15 protein-coding genes are annotated in these 23376 nt (G+C 49.8%); 13 read left to right on the forward strand and 2 right to left on the reverse strand.

What is annotated here, in order from left to right; genetic code table 11:
• Nucleotides 1–62: 62 nt before the first annotated feature.
• Nucleotides 63–1862 carry a gamma-glutamyltransferase gene (gene ggt / locus DUE52_RS07080; protein ID WP_114405288.1) on the reverse strand — a complete coding sequence of 600 codons (1800 nt, stop codon included), beginning with the start codon at nt 1860–1862 and terminating at the stop codon, nt 63–65.
• 131 nt (nt 1863–1993) lie between these two features.
• Between ggt and DUE52_RS07085 the strand changes: the two genes are divergently transcribed.
• The 13 genes from DUE52_RS07085 (at nt 1994) to DUE52_RS07145 (ending at nt 22743) form a co-directional block, all read left to right on the forward strand.
• A complete protein-coding gene (locus DUE52_RS07085; RefSeq protein WP_114405289.1) occupies nt 1994–3235 on the forward strand; it encodes an ABC transporter permease in 1242 nt (413 codons plus the stop codon).
• A 69-nt stretch (nt 3236–3304) separates the two neighbouring features.
• A complete protein-coding gene (locus DUE52_RS07090; protein ID WP_114405290.1) occupies nt 3305–3787 on the forward strand; it encodes a DUF8785 domain-containing protein in 483 nt (160 codons plus the stop codon).
• Nucleotides 3788–3858: 71 nt separating this feature from the next.
• A complete protein-coding gene (locus DUE52_RS07095) occupies nt 3859–4860 on the forward strand; it encodes an oxygenase MpaB family protein (RefSeq protein WP_114405291.1) in 1002 nt (333 codons plus the stop codon).
• 81 nt (nt 4861–4941) lie between these two features.
• Nucleotides 4942–6318 carry a tRNA uridine-5-carboxymethylaminomethyl(34) synthesis GTPase MnmE gene (gene mnmE, locus DUE52_RS07100; RefSeq protein WP_114405292.1) on the forward strand — a complete coding sequence of 459 codons (1377 nt, stop codon included), beginning with the start codon at nt 4942–4944 and terminating at the stop codon, nt 6316–6318.
• Nucleotides 6319–6419: 101 nt separating this feature from the next.
• A complete protein-coding gene (locus DUE52_RS07105; protein WP_114405293.1) occupies nt 6420–9422 on the forward strand; it encodes a type I restriction endonuclease subunit R in 3003 nt (1000 codons plus the stop codon).
• 153 nt (nt 9423–9575) lie between these two features.
• On the forward strand, nt 9576–9770 hold the full coding sequence (locus tag DUE52_RS07110) for a PDDEXK nuclease domain-containing protein (protein ID WP_229312092.1): 195 nt from the start codon (nt 9576–9578) through the stop codon (nt 9768–9770).
• Nucleotides 9763–10938 (forward strand): restriction endonuclease subunit S, encoded by a 1176-nt coding sequence (locus tag DUE52_RS07115; RefSeq protein WP_114405294.1) that lies wholly within the window; start codon nt 9763–9765, stop codon nt 10936–10938. The genes DUE52_RS07110 and DUE52_RS07115 overlap by 8 nt, the downstream gene beginning before the upstream one ends.
• A gap of 3 nt (nt 10939–10941) precedes the next feature.
• Complete coding sequence (locus DUE52_RS07120) at nt 10942–12063, forward strand: AAA family ATPase (RefSeq protein ID WP_114405295.1); 1122 nt, start codon at nt 10942–10944, stop codon at nt 12061–12063.
• 258 nt (nt 12064–12321) lie between these two features.
• Nucleotides 12322–13950 (forward strand): type I restriction-modification system subunit M, encoded by a 1629-nt coding sequence (locus DUE52_RS07125; RefSeq protein WP_114405296.1) that lies wholly within the window; start codon nt 12322–12324, stop codon nt 13948–13950.
• Between the two features lie 1347 nt (nt 13951–15297).
• A complete protein-coding gene (locus DUE52_RS07130) occupies nt 15298–18849 on the forward strand; it encodes a hypothetical protein (protein WP_133299780.1) in 3552 nt (1183 codons plus the stop codon).
• Nucleotides 18850–18940: 91 nt separating this feature from the next.
• A complete protein-coding gene (locus tag DUE52_RS07135) occupies nt 18941–20011 on the forward strand; it encodes a hypothetical protein (RefSeq protein ID WP_114405298.1) in 1071 nt (356 codons plus the stop codon).
• Nucleotides 20012–20135: 124 nt separating this feature from the next.
• A complete protein-coding gene (locus DUE52_RS07140) occupies nt 20136–22058 on the forward strand; it encodes a polysaccharide biosynthesis protein (protein ID WP_114405299.1) in 1923 nt (640 codons plus the stop codon).
• A 55-nt stretch (nt 22059–22113) separates the two neighbouring features.
• A complete protein-coding gene (locus tag DUE52_RS07145) occupies nt 22114–22743 on the forward strand; it encodes a response regulator (RefSeq protein ID WP_114405300.1) in 630 nt (209 codons plus the stop codon).
• A gap of 102 nt (nt 22744–22845) precedes the next feature.
• Here the strand turns inward: DUE52_RS07145 and DUE52_RS07150 are convergent, their stop codons facing one another.
• Nucleotides 22846–23370, reverse strand: a complete 525-nt coding sequence (locus tag DUE52_RS07150) for a hypothetical protein (RefSeq protein WP_114405301.1) — start codon at nt 23368–23370, stop codon at nt 22846–22848.
• Nucleotides 23371–23376: the final 6 nt, after the last annotated feature.

Consider the following 23376-nt stretch of genomic DNA (forward strand, 5'->3'; position numbering starts at 1 on the left):
TCAGTCGCTTACTAACAGGTGATTTGGTGAAAACCGCTTTTCGGCTCACAAGGTTTATTTTTTTAATACCCCACCGACGTATTATCCGCCCGGGGGTCCGAAGCGCCTTCGAGCGTGCCGTCGGGCCGGAGCAGAATGCAATCCATCCGGCCCAGCGAATTGGTCAGTTGTTCGAGCTTATACCCCCTCGCCTGAAGTTTCTGAATCGTTTCCTCCGAAAAAGCGCCATTTTCAAAAATGGTATGATCAGGCAACCACTGGTGGTGAAACTTCAAGGCGTTGACGGATTGCTGCATCGTCATGCCGTGTTCCAGCACATTCAGGATCGTTTGATACACCGAGGTGATGATGGTCGAGCCGCCCGGTGTGCCAACGACCATGTACAATTTCCCGTCCTGTTCCACAATTGTCGGCGTCATTGACGACAGCATCCGCTTGCCCGGCGCAATGGCATTCGCCTGATTCCCAATCAGTCCGAACATATTGGGAACGCCCGGTTTCACGCTGAAATCGTCCATTTCGTTGTTCATCAGAAAACCGGCTCCGCCCACCACCACGCGGCTGCCGTAGCCCCCGTTGAGGGTGGTCGTGATCGAAACCGCGTTGCCTTCCTGATCGACGACCGAAAAGTGGGTGGTTTCCAGACTTTCGTAGCCCGGCAGCACGCCCCCTTTCACGTTTTTGCTATCCGTTGCTCTGGCAAAGGTAAAATCGGACCATCGCGTTTTCAAATAGTCCTGATCGATGAGTTGATTCACCGGAACTTTCACAAAATCCGGATCGCCCAGAAACTTGGCCCGGTCGGCATACACCCGACGCTCAGCCTCGATCATCACCTGCACCGTCGAGTCGCTGTTCCAGCCCCAGAGACGCAGCGGATACGGCTCCACCAATCTCAACAACTGCAACAGCGCCACGCCCCCGCTGGAGGTCGGCGGCATGGTAATGATTTTGTAGTTTCGGAATGTGCCCACCAGCGGATCGCGCCAGACGGCCTGGTAACGTTTCAGATCCTTTTCCGTAATGATGCCGCCCCCCCGCTGCATTTCGGCCACCAGCAACCGGGCGGTTTCGCCTTCATAAAAACCGGCACGCCCCTCCTGTTGAATCCGGCGCAGCGTTTGGGCCAGATCCTTCTGAACCAGCACTTCACCGGTTTTCCAGTCCGTCGTGTCGGCTTTCATGAAATACCGCTTATCCGGGTTCACCTGCAAGAATGACTTTTTCGTGCGGTTCAGGCCCAGGGCTTCGCGCTCGGTGAGGGCCACGCCTTTTTCGGCCAGATCGATGGCGGGTTGCAGCACCTGCGCCCACGTCAGCTTGCCAAACCGCCGGTGTGCTTCCACCATGCCCGCAACCGAGCCCGGCACTCCGCTGGCCAGATGGCCTGTGATACTAAGCCGGGGAATGACATTGTGGGCCGAATCCAGATACATGTCTTTGTGGGCTTTTTCGGGGCCTTTTTCACGAAAATCAAGCGTGTAAGCCTGACCAGCTTTATCCCGAAAAACCATAAAACCGCCCCCGCCAATGTTGCCCGCTCCGGGATAAACAACCGCCAGCGCAAACTGGACCGCGACAGCCGCGTCGACCGCATTGCCACCCGCTTTCAGGATGTCGACACCCACCCGCGAGGCTACCGGGTGTGCCGATGCGACCATTCCATTCCTGCCGGTAACCGCCTGTCGGTCCGAATAATACGGTCCTGATTTACGCTGAACGGTTGTTTTTTTTTCGTTATCGTACTGATATACACCGGAACTCTGACGAACGCCCGGCGTCTTTGAACCCGTTCGGCAGGCGCCCAGAACAACCAAAGCCAGAATTATGGTATTATTGATAGATAGAATTTTATTTTTCATAATTCGGGAATTCGTAAACCACTAAACTACAAAAACTAACCAAACATCCGCCGAAACGACCTTCGCATTCAAATCGTTTGGTAGAGTCCGAATGGTCTGATACCTTTAATCTTCTATAAACCGTCAATCCCTTGAAATTCATCCGTCAGACGTACGAAAGCTTCCGGTTCGCGTGGCAGGCCCTGCGCTCGAACCTCCTCAGGACCACGCTCTCGCTGCTGGGCGTGACCATCGGCATTTTCGCCATCATTGCGGTTTTCACCATTGTTGATTCGCTCGAACGGAACATCAAGGATAGCCTGTCGGGCATTGGCGACAAGGTGCTATACGTTCAGAAATGGCCCTGGGTCTTCGACGGCAATTTTCAGTGGTGGAAGTATTTCCAACGCCCCGAGCCATCGATCAACGAATTCAAATTTCTGTCCGACCGGCTGGAAAACGCCCAGGCCGTGGTGGCGATGGACTTCAAAGGCCAGGTGACGGTTAAAAACGGCAACAACAGCATCCAGGCGCTGATTCAGGGAACAACGATGGATTACAACAAGATTTCGGAGGTGCCGGTTGAGCAGGGACGGTATTTTTCCCAGCAGGAAATCGATGCCGCCCGCAACGTGGCCATTGTGGGTGCCGACGTTGCCGAAACCCTGTTTCCGAATCAAATTCCCGTCGGGAAAGAATTCAAATTGAACGGATTGAAATATGTCGTCATTGGCGTTCAGGAACGGAAAGGTGAAAGCCTGGTCAACTTTGGCGGCAATCCCGACAACAAGTGCATCATTCCGATTGGCGCGTTTGCCAAGATGTACCATTCCATCAATCCGAGCATTGACATTGCCGTGAAAGGGTTCGATCAGGACGAAGGACTCCTCGAACTGGAAAGCGAAATCCGGGGTCTGATGCGCGCCCGGCGCGGACTGAAACCGTTGCAGGAAGATAACTTTTCGCTCAACCGACCCGACGCAGCCGCCAAAGCCATTTCCAGTCTGTTTGCCGTTCTGACGGTGGCCGGGTGGGTCATCGGCAGTTTTTCGATCCTGGTGGGTGGGTTCGGCATCGCCAACATCATGTTCGTGTCGGTCAAAGAACGCACCAATCTCATCGGCATCCAGAAATCGCTGGGGGCTAAAAACTACTTTATTTTGTTTCAATTCATGTTTGAAGCCGTTTTTTTAAGTTTAATTGGCGGCAGCGTCGGCATTTTGCTCGTTTATTTGTTGTCATTTATGAAGCTGGGCAGTCTGGTGATTATCCTGTCGCCGGCCAACATCATGCTGGGGCTGGGCGTATCGAGCATCATTGGTACGCTTTCCGGTATTTTGCCGGCCCTGGTGGCCGCCCGGATGGACCCCGTCATTGCCATTCGATCCAAATAACCGGATTGCAATTGCCGCCCAAAAACTATTCATTTGTATGCATAACGTACCAAACCTAAGCATTATTCAATGAGACGCATTCTGATTCCCCTGGTTTTTCTTCTGCTTATATTCGGTGTATTTTATTACCTGACCGCCTGGAGTTACAGCGACGGCGAACGGGCCGGAACCATTTCCAAATACAGCCGCCGGGGGTATGTTTTCAAGACCTGGGAAGGCGTTTTGAACGTCGGCGGTTTTTCGGGTGAAACCGGTTCGCTGACTCCACAATACTTCGATTTTTCGGTGAAAGACGATTCCGTGGCCCAGCAAATCAACCAGGCCGTCAAAACCGGTCAGCGCGTGACGTTGCATTATGAAGAAAAGCTGGTCAAACTTCCCTGGAACGGCGAAACCAAATACTTTGTAACCGGCGTTGAAATCGTGGAATCGCAATACCGATACGGCGTGCCGGGCCAACCGGCGTATCCGAATCAACCGGCTCCGTCAACACCACCCGCACCACAATCGCTGCCCGCACCGGTCGATACGTTAGGCAGGGATACTTTGTAGTACCGATGGACCTTAGTCCGTGTTTTGTTTGTTGTTCCAGGGAAAACACGGACTAAATTCCGTGGGTACTTATGCTAAAAACCGTCAGTCTTCAACGCATTTTTCCGGACGCATTACTGGATCAATACCGGCAACAGGGTGATCCGGATGCCGATGCCGTTATCAGTTCGGTGGCAGCTCAACAGGGCCGCGAAAGCGTCGGTTTGCTGATGCGCTGGCTCAGTAATACCGCCGACTTCGACGGCCTTGACCAGCCCCCGGCTGTTCAGGGCTTTATGACGACCCAGGCCCACCTCCCCGACTGGGCCGACCGCCGGAAGATGGACGTTGCCATGCGGTTTTTCAAAAAAAACGAAGTCGCCGTGGGTTTGACCCTGGGGTGTTATTCCCTGCCCTATTGCTATGCCGGAGCCGACGGCGCGCGGGTGCTATGGCTCTCGCAGCGGATTCACAACGACACCCGGAAGCGGCTGGAAGAAACCGGCGAATGGGTGTTCGGAATCATGAAGCCGCGCGACTGGGAGATAGGGAAGGCCCTTCGCCGAACCCTGAAAATCCGTCTGCTGCACGCGTCGATCCGCTGGTTTACGCTGCACAGTGGGCAGTGGGACCTCGCCTGGGGCTACCCGATCAATCAGGAAGACATGGCGGCTACCAATCTGGCGTTTTCGTACATTGTGATTCGGGGATTGCGAAAAGCCGGTATTCCGATGACGCCCGAAGAAGAAGACGCCTACCTGCACCAGATCAATGTGGCCGGTTCGCTGCTGGGCGTTGCGGACGAGCTGTTACCCCGGAACCTGCGCGAAGCCTTTCACCTCGAACGTACGATTGCCCGGCGGCAATTTCGGAATTCGGAGCAGGGAACCGGCCTGACGCGGTCGCTGCTTCAGGCCCTCGAAAATCTGGCGCCCACCGCCCTGCGGAACCTCCCGGCAGCCCAAATGCGTTTCTTCCTCGGCGACGAACTGGCCGATTTGCTGAATCTTCCGGCGGTGCCGCTGGAGAAACGGCTGGTCGGGCTGGCGACATCACTGCCCATTTTTCCCAAATTATTGAATTCCAGTCTCTGATAAATCCTGATTTCCTCTGAGAAATAACTCATTGTTAATCAGAGATTATCAGAGAACATCAGAGGTTATCAGAGATTATAAATGACTATTTTACAACAGGAACCGATTGCGGCTCTGGCGACGGCGCCGGGCATAGGTGCCATTGCCGTTATTCGGGTATCGGGCGACAACGCCATTGCGCTGACCAGCCGGATTTTTCGCGGCAAAGATCTCAACCAGCAACCTTCCCATACCGTTCATTTCGGCACCATCCGGGATCAGCAAAATGCGATCATCGACGAGGTGCTGGTCACTATTTTTCGCAGTCCGTCCTCGTTTACGAAGGAAGATGTGGTCGAAATTTCATGCCACGGTTCGGAGTATGTGATCCGGCAAATTCTGCGGCTGTTGCTGAAAGAAGGCGTTCGGATGGCTCAGCCGGGCGAATTTACGCAGCGGGCTTTTCTGAACGGTCAGTTTGATCTGGTGCAGGCCGAAGCCGTCGCCGACCTCATTGCCGCCGACTCCGAAGCCACCCACCGGGCCGCCCTGACCCAACTCCGGGGCGGTTTTTCGAAACAACTCAAGGCACTTCGCCAGCAATTGATTGAATTTGCGGCCCTGATCGAGTTGGAACTGGATTTTGGCGAAGAAGATGTAGAATTTGCCCAACGCGACGACCTGCGGAAGCTCGTGTATGCCATTCAGCGCGTGCTGAAGCCACTGATCGACTCGTTTTCGGTCGGTAATGCCATCAAAAACGGCGTGGCGACGGTGATTGCCGGCAAGCCGAATGCCGGCAAATCGACCCTGCTGAATGCGCTGCTGAACGAGGAAAAAGCCATCGTTTCCGACATTCCCGGCACCACACGGGATGTAATCGAGGATGAGTTATTTCTCGACGGCATTCGCTTCCGGCTGATCGACACCGCCGGACTCCGCGAAGCCACCGACACCATCGAGGCCATTGGCGTGGAACGCACCCGGCAGCAGTTGGACAAAGCCGCCATCATCATTTACCTCTTCGACGCGGCCGAAACCACGCTGTCCGAAATTGCCGAAATTGAAGCGGAGTTGAAAAACCGGACGGTGCCGTATCTGCTCGTCGCCAACAAGATGGATAAGTTGGCGGACACTGAAATCAGCCAGTGGCGGGATTCGTTCGGGCCGGAACTGGTGCCGATTCAGGCCAATACCGGCAAAAATCTGGGCGAAATGGCCCAGCGATTGGTCGGTTTTGTGAAAACCAACGCCATTCCCGGCAGCACCGTTGTCACGAATCTGCGCCACTACGAACACCTGACCCAAACCGACGCAGCCCTGATCCGCGTCCTCGACGGCCTGGATGCCGGAACGACCCAGGACTGGATCGCTATCGAACTCCGCGACGCCCTCCACCACCTCGGTGAGTTGACGGGTGAGATCACGACAGATGACTTGCTGGCGACGATTTTCAGTAAGTTTTGTATTGGGAAGTAACCGCATCCAGACAAAAGACGAAGAGCCTTATTTAGTCGACGTCCTACCTGACTAACCACCATAAAAGCGTAAATTTGACGGAATTCGTGATCGAAATTTGAATGCGTACGGAAAACCAACTAGAAGAGAATCTGATCAAGCAACTGACGGAACTCAAATACGTCTATCGGTCTGACATCGTTGATCGGAAAACGCTTGAACTGAATTTCAAAAACAAATTTGAAGCACTCAATCGGGTCAAGCTGACTGAGAACGAATTCTTGCGCCTGCGGGAAGAAATCATCACGACGGATGTATTTGCGGCTTCGAAACTGCTCCGGGAACGGCAATATTTTCAACGGGAGGACGGAACGCCCCTTCATTACACGCTGGTCAATAACAAAGACTGGTGCAAAAATGATTTTGAAGTGATTCGTCAGTTGCGCATCAATACGGAAAACAGCCATCAGCGGTTCGACGTCATTTTGCTGCTCAATGGCTTGCCGATGGTGCAGATCGAATTGAAGAAACTCGACATTTCGCCACGAAAAGCCATGCAGCAAATCGTGGACTACAAAACCGAACCCGGCAATGGTTACGGTAATTCTCTGCTGTGTTTTATGCAGTTGTTTATCGTCAGCAACCGGTCTAACACCTACTATTTTGCCAATAACAAAAACCAGCATTTTGCTTTCAATGCCGATGAACAGTTTTTGCCCATTTACCAGCTTGCCGATGAGGACAACCGTAAAATAACGCACCTGGAACCCTTCACTGAAAAGTTTTTGGCCAAGTGTACGCTGGGCGAGATGATCAGTAAGTATATGGTGCTGGTGGAGAGCGAACAGAAATTGCTCGTCATGCGACCGTACCAGATTTATGCGGTTAAAGCCATTGTAGACTGCATTCACCAAAACCGGGGCAACGGGTATATCTGGCACACGACGGGAAGTGGTAAAACCCTGACGTCTTTCAAAGCTTCAACCCTGCTGAAAGACAATCCGGATATTGAAAAATGCCTTTTTGTGGTCGACCGCAAGGACCTTGACCGACAAACCCGGGAAGAATTCAACAAATTCCAGGAAGGCAGTGTGGAAGAAAACACCAACACCGAAACCCTGGTAAGGCGCTTATTATCGACCGATTATGCCGACAAGGTGATCGTTACGACCATTCAAAAATTAGGACTGGCGCTGGATGGTACAAATACTAAAAACTACAAAGACCGCTTACAGCCCTTGAGCCAAAAGCGGATGGTTTTCATCTTTGACGAGTGTCACCGCTCGCAGTTTGGCGAAAATCATAAGGCGATTACGCAGTTTTTTCCGAATGCGCAATTATTTGGCTTTACGGGAACACCTATTTTTGATGAAAACGCCAGTTACAGCGTCATTGAAGGAGAAACGGCTTCCTACAAAACGACCGAGTTCATATTTCAAAAACGGCTGCACGCGTACACCATCACCCACGCCATCGAAGACCGGAATGTGCTGAGATTTCACATCGACTATTTCAGAGGAAGAGGGACTCAAGCCCCCAAACCGGGCGAACCGGTTGCCCAGCTTGCTGTAGCGGAAGCCATCCTCAGCAAGCACGATGCCGCAACCAATTCCAGGCGTTTCAATGCGGTATTGGCAACGGCTTCCATCAACAACGCCATTGACTATTATAAGCTGTTCAAAGAAAATCAAAAGAGGAAGTTAGCAGAAAACCCGGACTATGTGCCGTTGAATATCGCCTGTGTGTTTTCTCCGCCGGCCCAATTGATTGCCAAAGACGGCGACCAGCAAAGTCAACGGAACGCGGCTGATGTCAAACAGTTGCAGGATGATTTGCTACAGGAAAAACTGGATAACCAAACCAATCCCGAAGAAAAGAAAAAAGCACTTATTGAGATCATTGCCGACTACAACCGGCAGTACGGCACCAATCACAGCATCAACGAATTTGATTTGTATTATCAGGACGTGCAACGGCGCATCAAAGACCAGAAGTACAGCAACAAAGACTATCCGCACAAAAACAAAATCGACATCACCATCGTGGTGGATATGCTGCTGACGGGGTTTGATTCCAAATACCTGAACACGCTGTATGTAGACAAAAACCTGAAATACCACGGGTTGATCCAAGCCTTTTCCCGGACCAACCGCGTGCTGAATGACACCAAACCGTATGGGAATATTCTGGATTTCCGTTCGCAGCAGGACGCCGTAAACCACGCCATCGCGCTTTTTTCCGGTGAGGATAGCGGGCAAGCGAGAGAAATATGGATGGTGGACCCGGCCCCCGTCGTGATTGAAAAATACCAGAAAGCGGTGGAAGCCCTCGGCGCGTTTATGCAGGAACACCATTTGGTGCAAGAACCGCAGGAAGTCTATAACCTGAAAGGGGATGCCGCCCGCGTAGCGTTTGTGAAAAACTTTAAGGAAGTCCAACGCCTGAAAACCCAGTTAGACCAATACACCGACCTGGACCTGGATCAGCAAACCAAAGTTGAAGCCATTTTGCCGAAGGAAACCTTGCAGGAATTTAGAAGCTCGTACCTGGAAACCGCCAAACAGTTGCGGGAAATACAACAAAAAGCAGATGATCAGGTGCCGCCCGAAATTCTGCAACTGGATTTTGAATTCGTACTTTTTGCTTCGGACATTATCGACTACGACTACATTATGAAGCTGATTGCCGATAGCACGCAGAAAAAACCGGCCAAGCAGAAAATGACCAAAGCCCAGGTGATTAGTTTGCTGAGTTCCACGGCCAATCTGATGGACGAGCAGGAGGACTTAACGGACTACATTACTAACCTGGACTGGAACAGCGGACAGGATGTTTACAGCTTGCAAAAGGGCTATGAAACCTTTAAAATAGAAAAAACCGACAAAGAACTGGCGGACATTGCCCACAAACACGGATTGCAAACGGCAGACCTGAAAAGCTTTGTCGATACGATCCTGAGCCGGATGATTTTTGACGGCGAAAAACTCACCGACCTGCTGGAACCGTTGGAACTAAGCTGGAAAGCACGGCGGGTGAAAGAACTGGCCTTGATGGAAGATTTGGTGCCCCAATTGAAAAAAATCGCTGAAGGACGGGAGATAAGTGGATTGATCGCGTATGAGTGATGTCTGATTGGTCGTGTTGTAGCGGTTAGTTTATCTACCGACTCTAAAAAATCGAATTTACAAATGTATTTTTTTTGCAATTCACTATATAAGTATTGCCATAAATTACTTATTATCAATAAGATAGAAAACTGCTACAAGCTGTCGCAGTTTTTGTTTTTTGCAGACGAAAACCCGTCCATTGGCATCATTCTCTGCGCCGATAAAGACCACCTGGATGTAGAAATAGCCCTGCAAGACATCAACAAACCCATCGGTGTAGTGGAGTATCAGCTTTTGCTGCCCAAAGCCGCCTTGCAAACCCTGGTCCTGAACGAATTAAAGGCCACTCAACAAAACCATGAATAACGAAACGAATAAAATACTACCGGAGTTGCGGTTTCCTGAGTTTGAGAATGAGGGGGAGTGGCGGAAGAAGAAGTTGGAAGCAATCGGTGAACCCTTAATGTGTAAGCGCATTTTTAAAGAACAAACTACATCAAATCCTAAGAATGGAATTCCATTTTACAAAATAGGCACATTTGGTCAGGAGCCGGACTCGTATATCTCCCAAGAACTTTACGAAGAGTATAAAAGTAAATATTCATTTCCCAAGATTGGCGACATCTTAATTTCTGCATCTGGCACAATTGGTAGGCTAGTGATTTATGATGGTTCACCCGCTTTTTTTCAAGATTCAAATATAGTCTGGCTAGGAAATAATGAAGAAATTGTGCTAAACAGTTTCTTATTTTATTGTTACTCATCATTGAAATGGCAAACATCAGATGGGGGTATTATAAGTAGATTGTATAACTCCGATTTGAAAAATATGACGATTTTCTTTCCTCAAGGAAAAATCGAACAGCAAAAAATCGCCGACTGCCTTACATCCTTAGATGAAGTAATTACCGCCCACAGCCAACAATTAGAAGCCCTCAAAGAACATAAAAAAGGCTTGATGCAAAACCTTTTCCCGCAGGAAGGGGAAACAGTTCCGAAATGGCGGTTTCCGGAGTTTTTGGAGGATGGGGAGTGGGAGGAAAAAAGTTTTGAGGAGTTATTTGAAATAGGCAATGGGAGAGACTATAAACATCTGGATAAAGGTAAAATACCGGTATATGGTTCTGGTGGGTATATGCTTTCAGTGAATGATTACTTGTATGATGGGGAAAGCGTATGCATTGGAAGAAAAGGAACAATAGACAAGCCAATGTTTTTATCCGGAAAATTTTGGACTGTTGACACTCTTTTCTACACACATTCATTTAAAGACTGTTTACCGAAATATATTTATTATGTTTTTCAAAACACAAACTGGCTAAATCATAATGAAGCAGGGGGCATTCCTAGTTTATCAAAAACGAATATTTATAAAATTAAAGCCCTAATTCCTAAACCTAATGAGCAACAAAAAATAGCCAATTTCCTTTCTTCGTTAGATGAATTAATCATAGTGCAAGCAGAGAAAATAGAGCAATTGAAGTTGCATAAAAAGGGTTTGATGCAGCGGTTATTTCCAAAAGCAACTGACTAGCCTATGAGTGGTCAAACGAAATTATATAAGTACAAGACCCTAAAAAATGTGGCGGTCCGGTTAAGAGATGATTTAAATGATCATCACTTTGTCCTGCTCTATGCTTATAACGGAACCGGAAAGACGCGCCTTTCAATGGAATTTAAAGACCTCAGCAAGAAGCGCAGGAAAGAACCGGTAACAGATACCCTCTATTACAATGCCTACACCGAAGACCTTTTTCACTGGAATAATGACCTGGAAAATGACACGGAACGCCATTTAATCATCAATAAAAATTCCAGATTTTTTGAGGGGTTTAGGGAGTTGGCATTAGAAGAAAAGATTTTCGGTTTTCTCGAACGCTATGCCGATTTCAATTTTACAATCAATTATGATGATTGGAATATTGTTTTTAGGAAGCAGGTTAAAAATCCACGATTCAGACCCGATGCCGAAGAACCAGCGTATGTAATTCAGGAAAACATCAAGATATCCAGAGGAGAAGAAAATATTTTTATATGGTGCATTTTCCTGGCTATTTGTGAATTAGCCATCGATGGTGACGAGTCGTATAGTTGGGTCAAACACATTTATATCGATGATCCAATTTCTTCACTCGATGACAACAATGCCATTGCGGTGGCCAGTGATTTGGCGCAATTGCTAAAAAAAGGAAAGGACAAAGTGAGCGTTGTCATTTCTTCGCACCATGCCCTATTTTTCAACGTGATGTATAACGAACTCAGGAACATGGCTCACAAAAGCCACTTTTTGCACAAAAATGGTTTAGACGGTTACGTCCTGAGAGCAACCGATGATACGCCTTTTTTTCATCACGTTGCTTTGTTGAGCGATCTAAAAAAAGCATCGGAAACGGAAAAGATCAATACCTATCATTTTAATATGTTACGTAGCGTGTTAGAAAAGACGTCAACTTTTTTTGGTTATGATGAATTTTCAAAGTGTATCTACGGTGTTGAGGACGAAGTGCTTTTTTCTCGGGCGTTAAATTTACTTAGTCACGGAAAATACTCCGTCTATCAGCCTGTTGAAATGAATTTGGATAACAAAGAATTATTCAAAAGGATATTGAACGCGTTTTTAGAGAAACACAACTTTCAATTACCGGAAATATTTGCTTAACCACAAAGTATGACACAGAATACGATTATCAGTGTGATTCGTTATTACGCCCTGTCAGGGCTTGTGAGAGCCATTGCTTACGGGTAACACAGGGCGATTACCCTGTGTTTGGTGATCATGCCCCTTCGGGGGGGCATCAACCCGATAGCCCTGAAAGGGCGTCATATTCTAGCGATGGGTCATCCCATCCGACTAATACAAACGTAGCCCTGAAAGGGCGTACTATCCTAACGGTGGGGGCATCCCATCCGAACACCAATGACACAAAAACAACAGCAACAACTGGGTAAAACCCTTTGGGATATAGCGGACCAATTACGGGGAGCCATGAACGCGGATGATTTCCGGGATTACATGCTTTCGTTTCTTTTTCTGCGGTATTTGTCCTACAACTACGAAGAATCGGCAAAAAAAGAATTAGGCTCGGATTATCCGCAATTGGATGACAAGGACAAGCGTACGCCTTTGTCGGTTTGGTACGAAGCCAATGAAGATGATGTACCGGAATTTGAAAAGCAAATGCGCCGAAAAGTGCATTATGTCATTCAACCGCAACACTTGTGGAGTAACATTATAGAGCTGGCACGTACGCAAAATGATGAATTGCTGGTTACACTGGAAGCGGGATTTCGGTACATTGAAAACGAATCGTTTGCCAGCGCCTTTCAGGGTTTGTTTTCCGAAATCAATCTGAATTCGGAAAAGCTCGGAAAAACCAGCACGGAGAGAAATAAAAAGCTCTGCGCCATTATTCAAAAAATTGCGGAGGGCATTGCGGATTTCTCCGCCGACGCCGACACGCTGGGCGATGCGTACGAGTATCTGATCGGTCAGTTTGCTGCCGGTTCGGGCAAAAAAGCCGGTGAATTTTATACGCCCCAACAAATCTCGACCATTCTCTCAGAAATCGTAACCCTCGACAGTCAGGACCCCACAACGGGCAAAAAGAAAAAGCTGGACAAGGTGTTGGATTTCGCCTGTGGTTCGGGCTCGCTGCTGCTCAATGTGCGGAAGCGCATTAAGGACAATGGCGGTAGTATCGGTAAAATCTACGGGCAGGAAAAGAACATCACCACCTACAACCTCGCCCGGATGAACATGCTGCTGCACGGCATGAAAGACACGGAGTTTGAGATTTTTCACGGCGATACGTTGCTCAATCAGTGGGAGTTGCTCAACGAAATGAATCCCTCCAAAAAGATCGAATTTGATGCCATTGTCGCCAATCCGCCGTTTAGTTTGCGCTGGGAACCCAATGAGACGTTGGGCGATGATTTTCGTTTCAAGAGTTACGGTCTGGCGCCCAAATCGGCCGCCGACTTTGCCTTTTTGTTACACGGTTTTCACTTTTTGGGAAAGGAAGGAACGATGGCGATTATCCTGCCCCACGGCGTTCTGTTCCGGGGCGGAGCGGAAGAACGAATCCGGACCAAGCTTTTGAAAGACAATCACATCGACACCGTTATTGGTCTGCCTTCCAACTTGTTCTATTCCACCGGTATTCCCGTTTGCATTCTGGTTCTAAAAAAATGCAAAAAACAGGATGATGTGTTGTTCATCAACGCCAGTACGCAGTATGAAAAAGGCAAACGGCAAAACACACTCCGGGAAGGGGAAGACGGAGAACCCAACGACATTCACCAAATTGTCGAGACGTATCAGTACCGTCGTGACCGGGATCGCTATTCCCGCAAAGTGTCAATGGACGAAATTGAGCGGAACGGCTACAACCTGAACATTTCCAGGTATGTCAGTACCTCAGATGACGAGATCCAAATTGACTTGAAAGCGGTCAACAAAAGATTGACTGACATAAACGACAGTATCAAAATCAATACCGACAAGCACAATGCGTTTTTGAAGGAATTGGGATTGGCGCCTATATAAAAAAGACTGGATGACTTCCCGACGACGATTTTCAACAAGCCCTGAGTTAGAAAGTAACCCTTTTTACGTACACCCCAAACGTTAGCGCCTTCCCGACCATTTTCTTAATCAAAAACCGGCCCGATAAACCCATGCCATTTTTTGCGACCCGAGCCGAAAAAAAGTTTTTTTCGGCTCGGGTTCCCTCGTGAGGGCTGGGATGTGGTCAGGGTCAGCACTTCAAATCGAGCGGTTCACAATCTATTTTCCAGATTGGCTATCGTAAAAAAGCCCAAATTAGATCTCAAAATAGTTCTATCTACTACTACATCTGGGTTTCCCCAAAAAAGGCCCGGTTCAAGCTATCTTTTAGGCTACGGATTGAAGGCCAACGGGTGGAATAAGCCCGTAGTGCGGCTATTCATAACGTGCCAAATTCAGAAAATACAATTTATCCGCAAAGGGCTCCGGAATTTAATTTAGCAGGCATTATTTACAAGTACGCTAATGACGTGAATGAGCCAGTAACCTATCTTGATAAACCGAATTTTTTAAATTAATTATCAGACAAAATAATTCTACGGATAAATGTCATGGCAAAATTTTTGCTATTCATTCAATACAATTATCTGTTCATTTATTTAAACTTTTGAATCTATTTTAATTTAAATATTTTACAATATGCCGTATAATAAATAGACAACAAAAACGGTATTTAAAATTTGTGATTCGTAAAAAAACAGCTTAAAGTTGCGCACACAAATTCTCTGTCTTGCCTTTTAGTGAAGCAACCTATGAAAAAAGACAATTCAATTAAGACGAGCAACTAATCCTGGCCCAAACCTCCATAGCCAGGTATTCCCGATTGTTAATTTGCTCTACCCCCTCCAGGTGTAGCCAATTAACAATCAATCTATCAAGCATTTACCTCCAAATGCTGTTGTGATTGCAAAAAAAAAAGAGTTACCCACTTAAATGTCAGAGTTGGAAACGGCCGGATTAAGCGACCATTACTTTCGCATGCTTAATTCTGTAACTCGCATTTAATCTTCAATCACCCTACTGTCAAGAATACAAGCGCGGGCTACCTCCAGGCTCCATGCGCTATTCTGATCCGGTTTTCAGTATGATAACCAGAATTGATTTCCTCCAGGATCAATCAGGCAGGAAGCTGTGCTCATAATTTTATGTAACGCGTACTTCTTACAGGACCTTCTTTTATGAAATTCAAAAACACGAATTTCTGCCGGGGAAAGGTATGTGTAATAAGTAACATAACCAGGCCGCAACTTTTATAAAGCTAGCGGTAGACGGCGCGCATTTTCTTAAAATTTAAACAACAGTCCATCCATTTAAAACCAGTTCGCTATGACTCCACATTACTGTTTAATTGGGCGAATTAAAAACCAGCTTTCCCGACAGCGGCACCGTCTGATGAGCTTGCTGGCCGTAATGGGTATGCTAGTCAGTATACCTCCCGCGTATGCGCAGTCGTGCTATGCCCCCATTTCCGGAACGGCGGTGCAGGTGGGCGGGGTGATCAGTGCAACGGTTTGCGCAGGTCCGCTTTGCCTGGGAACGGGCACCTACAACGAATTGCAAAAAATAACCGATAACAGCCTCGAAACCTTTGCCAATATCAACACAACCATTGCGGCTCAGATTGCCCAGGGAATTTCGGTGAAAAGAACCAATGGTACCTATACCGGCGAAAATGTGGTCGGTTTTATCCTGTCGCGTAGTGCGCTGGTCGATGTGTCGGTTCAGAGCAGCGTGACCATCCGAACCTACCTGAACGGCAATCCCGTCTCGGCAGCACAACCGCTCAATGCGCTGGTATCCGGCTCCGCGCTGGGCAGTGTGGAGAAAATGTATGCGACGTTCACAACGAACCAGGAATTTGACGAAGTTCGCCTGAACACCAGTTTGCTGAGTGCTGAAGTGTTCAGCAACCTGCGGATTTTTGCCGCAGTGGCCTTCCCGACCAGTTGCTCAACGCCGGTGTCTACCACCGCCTGCAACGACTACATCAGCGGTCTGGGCACGGATGCTACTTACTACGGCTCGGTAACCTGTGCCGCCTGTTCGCTGACCGACCGGGCCAATCTAATCGATGGAAACAATGCCAATTATGCCGTTCTGACCCCCACGGCTGGTGTTGCCTCCGAAATTTCGGTCAGCGTTATCGACACGAAAAAGAAATACAAGGCCGGTGATCGGGCTGGTTTCGTCATTGCCAAAAATCAGGTCAATGCCTTGCTGGCGTTGAATGCCCTGAGCACCATTACCATTGAAACCTATTTGTTTGGAACCCTCCAGGAAGCCAAATCACCCGGCGACCCAACGAATGTGGTGGGCTTGTCGCTTCTGGCAGGGAGCAATACGATTCCGAAACAAAAGCTGGGCTTTACAACAACCCTGGATTTCAACGAGGTTCGTATCCGCATCAACTCGCTGGCGACGGCCAACGTCGGTGCAATCCGGCTCTATGGGGCTTTTGTGGAGGCCACAACCTGCACGAATTGTGAAACGCTTCTGAACAACGCCGGTACGGGCAAATACAATGGGGCCATTGTTACCGGCTTTCAATCACTTGGGTTACCCTGGACGGGTGTACACGGGCTTGGTTTACACGCGCTCACGAATAGTGGAAATGCGGTTACATCAACGCCAACCGATGACTTTGCTACGTATACATCCGTCGTAGGTGTATTAGGGGCCGGTCTGCAGTTTACCGTTGAAAATGATGGAACAGACTTTACCGCCAATACGACGTTTGCCGGGTTTCATATTTCCAAAACCGGCTCACTCATTGCGTTAGGACTGTTGGACGCTATTACCATAAAAGTCTATAATGGAACGACGCTGGTGGATGAATCTACTTCCGCTAGTTTGCTGGGGGCGTCGCTTATTTCCGGTACAACCACCCGATCCGTGGTAGGCTTTTATCCGGACGCAGCATTTGACCGGATTCAGCTAATTGTCAATGAAGGTTTGCTCAGTGCCGATCTGGCAGGTGATTATTTAATTTATGATGCCTTTGTCATCGAAGATGCCGATGGGGATGGCGTTCCTGATTGTCAGGATGTCTGCGGCACCGGAACCGGCAATGATCTCCTCGATTTCGACGGCGACGGTATTCCGGATACCTGCGATCCGGATGATGACAACGACGGAATTCCCGATACGGTAGAAAATCCGGAAGGCGATCCGAACCGGGATACGGATGGTGACAGCAGTCCGGATCTGCGGGATCTGGACAGCGATAACGACGGCATCCCGGATTCCGTTGAAAAAGGCCCGGATGGCAACAATCCCTCCAATACGGACGGTACGGACGTTCCCGACTACCGCGATCCCGACAGCGACAATGACGGCATTCCCGACTCCGTGGAAGCCGGCCCGAATGGCGATGAACCCCGCAACACAGACGGCGATGCCCTGCCCGATTACCTCGATCTGGACAGCGACAACGACGGCATTCTGGATACCGTCGAGAAAGGCTCCGACGGTAACAACCCGACCAACAGCGATACCAATACCGGCAGCAACCCCGACGGTCGGCCGGATTACATCGACCTGGATGCTGATAACGACGGCATCAACGACGTCATTGAAGCCAACCCCAACGGTTCTCCAACCAAAGACAGCAATGGTGACGGTATTGCCGATGGCACGCCGGGCGCAACGGGGATTCCAGCCTCCGCGGGCAGCGGTTTGACGCCACCCGACACCGACGGAGATACGAAGCCTGACTTCCAGGATATTGATACCGACGGCGACGGCATTCCGGATCTCTACGAAAGCGGCATTCCGAATCCGAATGCGCTCGATACCAACAAAGACGGTATTATCGACGATGCTTCCGAAACGGATAACGACGGTATTCCCACCGTGAACGCTCCCGCAGCCGTGGTCGATGGGGCCAATGGAACCTACGGCGATGCCAATAGCCCGGCCTTGCCGAACAACGACGGGGATGCTTATCCGAATTACCGCGACCTCGACAGTGATAACGACGGCATTACGGACACCGTTGAAAAAGGAATCGATGGCGCCAATCCGACCAACACCGACGGGGATTTACTACCGGACTACCTGGATCTGGATTCGGATAATGACGGTATCAACGATGTGGTGGAAGCCACCGGCTCGCCGACCAATGACTCGAACGGCGATGGAATTGCCGATGGTACACCGGGGGCAACGGGCATCCCGTCGTCCGCAGGTTCGGGAGTAACCCCGGCCGATGCCGACAATGACGGCAGCCCGAACTACCGCGATCTGGACAGTGATAACGACTCCAAGAAAGATCTCTACGAAAGCGGCATTCCCAATCCGGCATCGCTCGACACCAACGGGGATGGCGTGGTGGATGCGGCTGATGGAACGGACAATGACGGTATTCCGCAAACGGTCGATGGTGAACCCAATGCCTATGGTGACAGCGGAAACCCAACTTTGCCCAATGAAGATACGGATGAGAACCCGGATTATATCGACCCGGCCGGTGTGGATCTGTACCCAACGCTGTCGATGCCCGACCGGTTGTATGGTGCCAGTGGCGGAGCTAAAAACCTCAAGGTGCAGGTGTATAACCTCATTCCGGCCACCAATACCAACGGAACGATTACACTAACGATTTCGAGACCGTCACCCTTCTACACGATGGCGCTCTCAACCGCTGAAGCCCTTCAGGATCAATGGATACTGACCACCGAAACCTTACTGTTCAAACTGGTTTCCAAAACGGGGGTAACCATTGCAGGCAGTTCGTTCAATGAAATCGAAATGGTGCTGACGGCCAGCGGCTCGGCGGCTCCGGGACTTGCCAACCTGAACATAAACATTCTTGCCGGTTCAGGGGGAGAAACCAACACGGCCAACAACGTAGCCAGCGCACAGATAACCATTGAGTAACGCAACCAGATTTTTCCGGGCCGACTGGTCGGCCCGGAAAAAATCAACTTTTCAGACAACCGCAAACGTATAACCATTAACAAAAGCAGCTATGAACCGAATAATTGTACTCATCCTGTTATTCTCCGGGTTTTTTATGGGAAGAAAGTCGAACGCTCAGGTCGTCATCGATGCCTCGACGAACATCTTCCTCATCACTGAAAACGCCGGTGATCCGACGATTTTCGCCGGCCCCAATCACACGGGCGTTCTGACGGTCAATTTCCAGAATTTATCGGCACCCTCCATTCCCATTGGTGCGATCCGGGTGGTGGTCACGCTCAATAGTTTTGTCAATTATGTGTCGCTCCAGCCCAATACATATTTTACGGTAGAAAGTTCGAGCGGAACATCCGTCAGTCTCGTCAACACGCTGGCGGCCATTCCGACGGGTGCCGTCGCCATCGATCTCAATACAATCGCCGTTGCCCAAACCGCCGGAAATGTCATTCTACAGGCCGACATCGAAGTAGCAAATGCCTTGCTTATTCAGGAAAATACACCCGGCAACAACGCATCGAACGTCCAGACGTCCGTCGGGTCCTCGGCCCTGCCCGTCACCCTGTCGTCCTTCAACGTAAAAGCCGTCAACCAACACGCGGTTCTGGAATGGACCACGTCATCCGAGAAAAACAACGCGTTTTTTGAAGTGCAGCATTCGACCAATGCCCGCGATTTTGAGGTGCTGGGAAAGGTAAACGGCCACGGAACGACGTATCAAACCCAGAATTATCGCTTCACGCAGGAATATCCCGATCCGTCGGTGGTTCATTATTACCGATTGCGGCAGGTGGATACGGACGGGAAATACGAGTTCAGCTTCCTGCGCTCCCTGACATTTGAGGGTTACGTGGGCATCGAACTGAAACTGTCGACCAATCCGGTTACCAACGGCACCATCAAAGCGTATGTCGATTACGGCGACGAAAATCTCTCCCGGGAAGCGAACCTGGTTCTGGTCGACAACATGGGCCGAACCGTCGGTAAACAATCGATTTTGCTGGAGAAAGGACGGAATACCGTGCAATTTCAGGGCGTGTCCCTACACAGTGGCCTGTACGTGATCTCGTTGCAAAACCCGTCGCTGGTACAGCCAAAGTTCGTAAAAGTGGCTGTTCAGTAACCGGCTGAACAGACGGATCTGAAAACACGGACTTATTCGTTACCGCCGTCCTGAAAACGGCGGTACCTGGCTCTGTATTGCCAATCATCTGAGTCGATAATCCCTCATCCTAGATTATAAAGTGATGATAGAGCACTATTTAAAAATCCATTCAAACCGCATTGTCTCCAGCTATTTCGTGCTGCTGGCCGATGTTTGTCTCTCCATCGGTTCGTTCGCGATTGCCTTTTTGTTGCGGTTTAATTTCGAAGTAACCACCATTTATGCCGATTACTTCCTGTTTTGCCTGGGTCTCACGGTCGGAATCCGGTCTCTATTTTTCGTGCTGTTCCGTTCCCACCAGGGCATCATTCGCCACACCAGTCTCGAAGACATTCTGCTGCTGTTGTATGCCGTTACCGCCGGTAGCACGATTACAGCTTTTGGAACCTATTTCGGCTGGCAAGCCGGTTACCTCGTATATTACGTGCCGGTATCGATTCTGATGATCGATTATTGCTGCTCCCTCGTAGCCCTGTCGCTGAGCCGGTTTCTGGTCAAAGCGTTTTACTGGCACCTGCGCTCGATTACGCGGGGTACGCCGTTGCAGCCGATTTTGATCTACGGCGCCGGCAAAACCGGTCTGCTCACCCGCAACGCGCTGGCGCAGGACCCCACGCAACGGTATACAGTTCTGGCTTTCATCGACGACAATCCGTACAAAATCAACAAAGTCATTCAGGGCTTGCCGGTCGTTTCGCGGCAGGAAGCTTACAAACGCTATATTCGGAAACAAACGATTCCACCCCAGATTCTGCTGGCGATGGGGGCCATCAGTCCGAAGAAAAAAACGGAAATCACCGATTTTTTCCTGCAATACCACGTCCCGGTCAAAACCATTCCCACGGTTGAACAATGGATCGACGGCCGGCTGAACGCGTTCCAGATCCGCGACATCCGGATCGAGGACCTCCTTGGTCGCTCACCCATTCAACTGGAAAACCAGGCCATCCGCGAACAACTCAACGATCAGGTCGTGATGGTGACGGGGGCCGCCGGTTCGATTGGTGCCGAACTCATCCGGCAGGTGTTGCGCCACCGTCCACACACCGTCGTGCTGGTCGATCAGGCAGAATCGGCCCTGTTCGATCTGGAATTCAAACTGCGCCGGGAATACCAGGCCCTGGCGAGCGAGGTCAACGTGATCGTGAAAATTGCGGACATCTCCGACGAATTTCGGATGCGGCATATTTTCCGGGAAACCCGCCCGACGATTGTCTTTCATGCCGCAGCCTACAAGCACGTTCCGCTCATGGAAGAACATCCATACGAAGCCGTGCGGGTGAATGTGCTGGGAACGCAGATTGTCGCGGATCTGTCGCTGAAATTTGGCGTTCGCACGTTCGTCATGATTTCGACCGACAAGGCCGTCAACCCCACCAACGTCATGGGAGCCACCAAACGGCTGGCCGAAATGTATGTTCAGAGCCTGAATCATCCTGACAAAGCCTTGCGCCGAACCCGGTTTATTGCCACCCGGTTTGGCAACGTGCTGGGTTCCAACGGCTCGGTGGTGACGGTTTTCCAACAGCAAATCCAGTCGGGCGGCCCCGTAACGGTCACCCACCCCGACATCATCCGCTATTTCATGACCATTCCGGAAGCCTGCCAGTTGGTGCTCGAAGCGGGCGGTATGGGCAAAGGCGGGGAAGTGTTCGTGTTCGACATGGGCGATCCGGTGAAGATCGTGGAACTGGCCCGCAAGATGATTCACCTGTCCGGTTATGCCGTAGACAAGGACATCAAAATCGTTTTTACGGGTTTGCGACCGGGCGAAAAGCTGTTTGAAGAACTCCTCAACGACAACGAAAGCACGCTGCCCACCCATCACCCCAAAATTATGATTGCGCAGGTGGTCATTCCCGACGCAGACGAAATGAAAGCGACACTCGACCAATTGCGGCATCTGATGCTCAACGGCAGTGATCACCAGTTGGTAGGAACCCTTAAACGTCTGATTCCAGAGTACATCAGTAACAACTCCGTTTTTACGGCCCTGGATTATTGAAAACCGGGCCTAGTGCAGTGATGAAATACTATTTAACGCTAAAACCAGGAAAGTTATGTACAAGATCTTATTAGTAGACGACCACTCCATTGTCCGTTCAGGCATCCGTTTGTTGTTGAAAGAACAATACGGCACCATCCAGATTGACGAAGCCAAAAACGGCAGTTCGGCTTTCGGCAAGATTATGGATACCACCTATCATCTGGTGATTATGGACATCAACATGCCTAACACCGACACATTCAGTTTGCTCCAGAATATTCGGGCGATGGCACCGGACTTACCGATTATGATCTTTACCATCATGACCGAATACGCGTTCGCCAAGCGGTATCTGCAACTGGGCGTCAAGGGGTACGTCAGCAAGCAGGCCGAGGACCCGGAAATCCGGAAAGCCGTTCACGCCATCCTGTGTGGAAAACCGTGCGTATGCCCCGACTTATTGGAAAAAATGCAGGATGATAATCACTTTAGGAAAGAACTGGACCCGTTCGATGCCTTGTCGAACCGGGAACTGGAAATTGCTTTTCACCTGGTGAGGGGCAAATCCGTCAGCCACATTGCCGATACGCTCAACATTCACACATCGACCGTTGGCACGCACAAAGCCCGGATATTCGACAAGCTCAAGGTCGACAATGTACTGGTTATGAAAGACCTGGCAACGTATTACCGACTTATTTAATCCTAGCGTTGAATCAATAGCCGATTGGGAGTGGACACCGTGTGAAACGTTCCCGTTTCCCGGCCACTTCCAATTTCTTCAACTGTTGCTCCAGGCAATCTTTTATCGCACGATCCGGTATCGCTGCTGGATTCGCTGGCGAATACAGGTGCCGACGGCATACGAGAAGCTGAGCAGCCCAACGGTCCAGACCAGCCCCCAAACACTCAGATACGCCCATTTTCCGGTACTCACGGTGGTGAGTAGAGCCATCATCATCAGAACCATTCCGACAGTCATCAACAGGGCTGTGCGCAGGGAATTCCGGTATTCCTGCCGCAAATCATACGCGCCATATGCCTTGTTGCGAAACTGAAACACAATATCGTCCAGATCCGCTTTCCGAAGCTGTTCCTCGTTCATGGTTAGCTCGATCTGGTAGGTTTTGCGCAGGTGCTTCACGGCTTTGGCGTTTGCTTCGAGCTGCACTTTTTCCAGGGCGGTTTCGAATGGCAGACCAATCCACATGTAATGCTCGACCTCACAAGCCAGGTGATCGAGGAGTTCTTCAAACAGCGCTTCGTCGGTGCCGTTCCAGACCAGATGGCGGTATAGGATTTCTACTTGTTGCGGGTTGAGCTTTTCCATAGGACT

It is taken from the genome of Larkinella punicea, assembly GCF_003334855.1.
In the GTDB taxonomy this organism is placed as follows: domain Bacteria; phylum Bacteroidota; class Bacteroidia; order Cytophagales; family Spirosomataceae; genus Larkinella; species Larkinella punicea.

What these genes read in the sequence shown, in the direction of transcription:
- ggt (WP_114405288.1), bottom strand. Translation starts at nt 1,862, where the DNA reads ATGAAAAATAAAATTCTATCTATCAATAATACCATAATTCTGGCTTTG.
- DUE52_RS07090 (WP_114405290.1), top strand. Translation starts at nt 3,305, where the DNA reads ATGAGACGCATTCTGATTCCCCTGGTTTTTCTTCTGCTTATATTCGGT.
- DUE52_RS07095 (WP_114405291.1), top strand. Translation starts at nt 3,859, where the DNA reads ATGCTAAAAACCGTCAGTCTTCAACGCATTTTTCCGGACGCATTACTG.
- mnmE (WP_114405292.1), top strand. Translation starts at nt 4,942, where the DNA reads ATGACTATTTTACAACAGGAACCGATTGCGGCTCTGGCGACGGCGCCG.
- DUE52_RS07105 (WP_114405293.1), top strand. Translation starts at nt 6,420, where the DNA reads ATGCGTACGGAAAACCAACTAGAAGAGAATCTGATCAAGCAACTGACG.
- DUE52_RS07115 (WP_114405294.1), top strand. Translation starts at nt 9,763, where the DNA reads ATGAATAACGAAACGAATAAAATACTACCGGAGTTGCGGTTTCCTGAG.
- DUE52_RS07120 (WP_114405295.1), top strand. Translation starts at nt 10,942, where the DNA reads ATGAGTGGTCAAACGAAATTATATAAGTACAAGACCCTAAAAAATGTG.
- DUE52_RS07125 (WP_114405296.1), top strand. Translation starts at nt 12,322, where the DNA reads ATGACACAAAAACAACAGCAACAACTGGGTAAAACCCTTTGGGATATA.
- DUE52_RS07130 (WP_133299780.1), top strand. Translation starts at nt 15,298, where the DNA reads ATGACTCCACATTACTGTTTAATTGGGCGAATTAAAAACCAGCTTTCC.
- DUE52_RS07135 (WP_114405298.1), top strand. Translation starts at nt 18,941, where the DNA reads ATGAACCGAATAATTGTACTCATCCTGTTATTCTCCGGGTTTTTTATG.
- DUE52_RS07140 (WP_114405299.1), top strand. Translation starts at nt 20,136, where the DNA reads ATGATAGAGCACTATTTAAAAATCCATTCAAACCGCATTGTCTCCAGC.
- DUE52_RS07145 (WP_114405300.1), top strand. Translation starts at nt 22,114, where the DNA reads ATGTACAAGATCTTATTAGTAGACGACCACTCCATTGTCCGTTCAGGC.
- DUE52_RS07150 (WP_114405301.1), bottom strand. Translation starts at nt 23,370, where the DNA reads ATGGAAAAGCTCAACCCGCAACAAGTAGAAATCCTATACCGCCATCTG.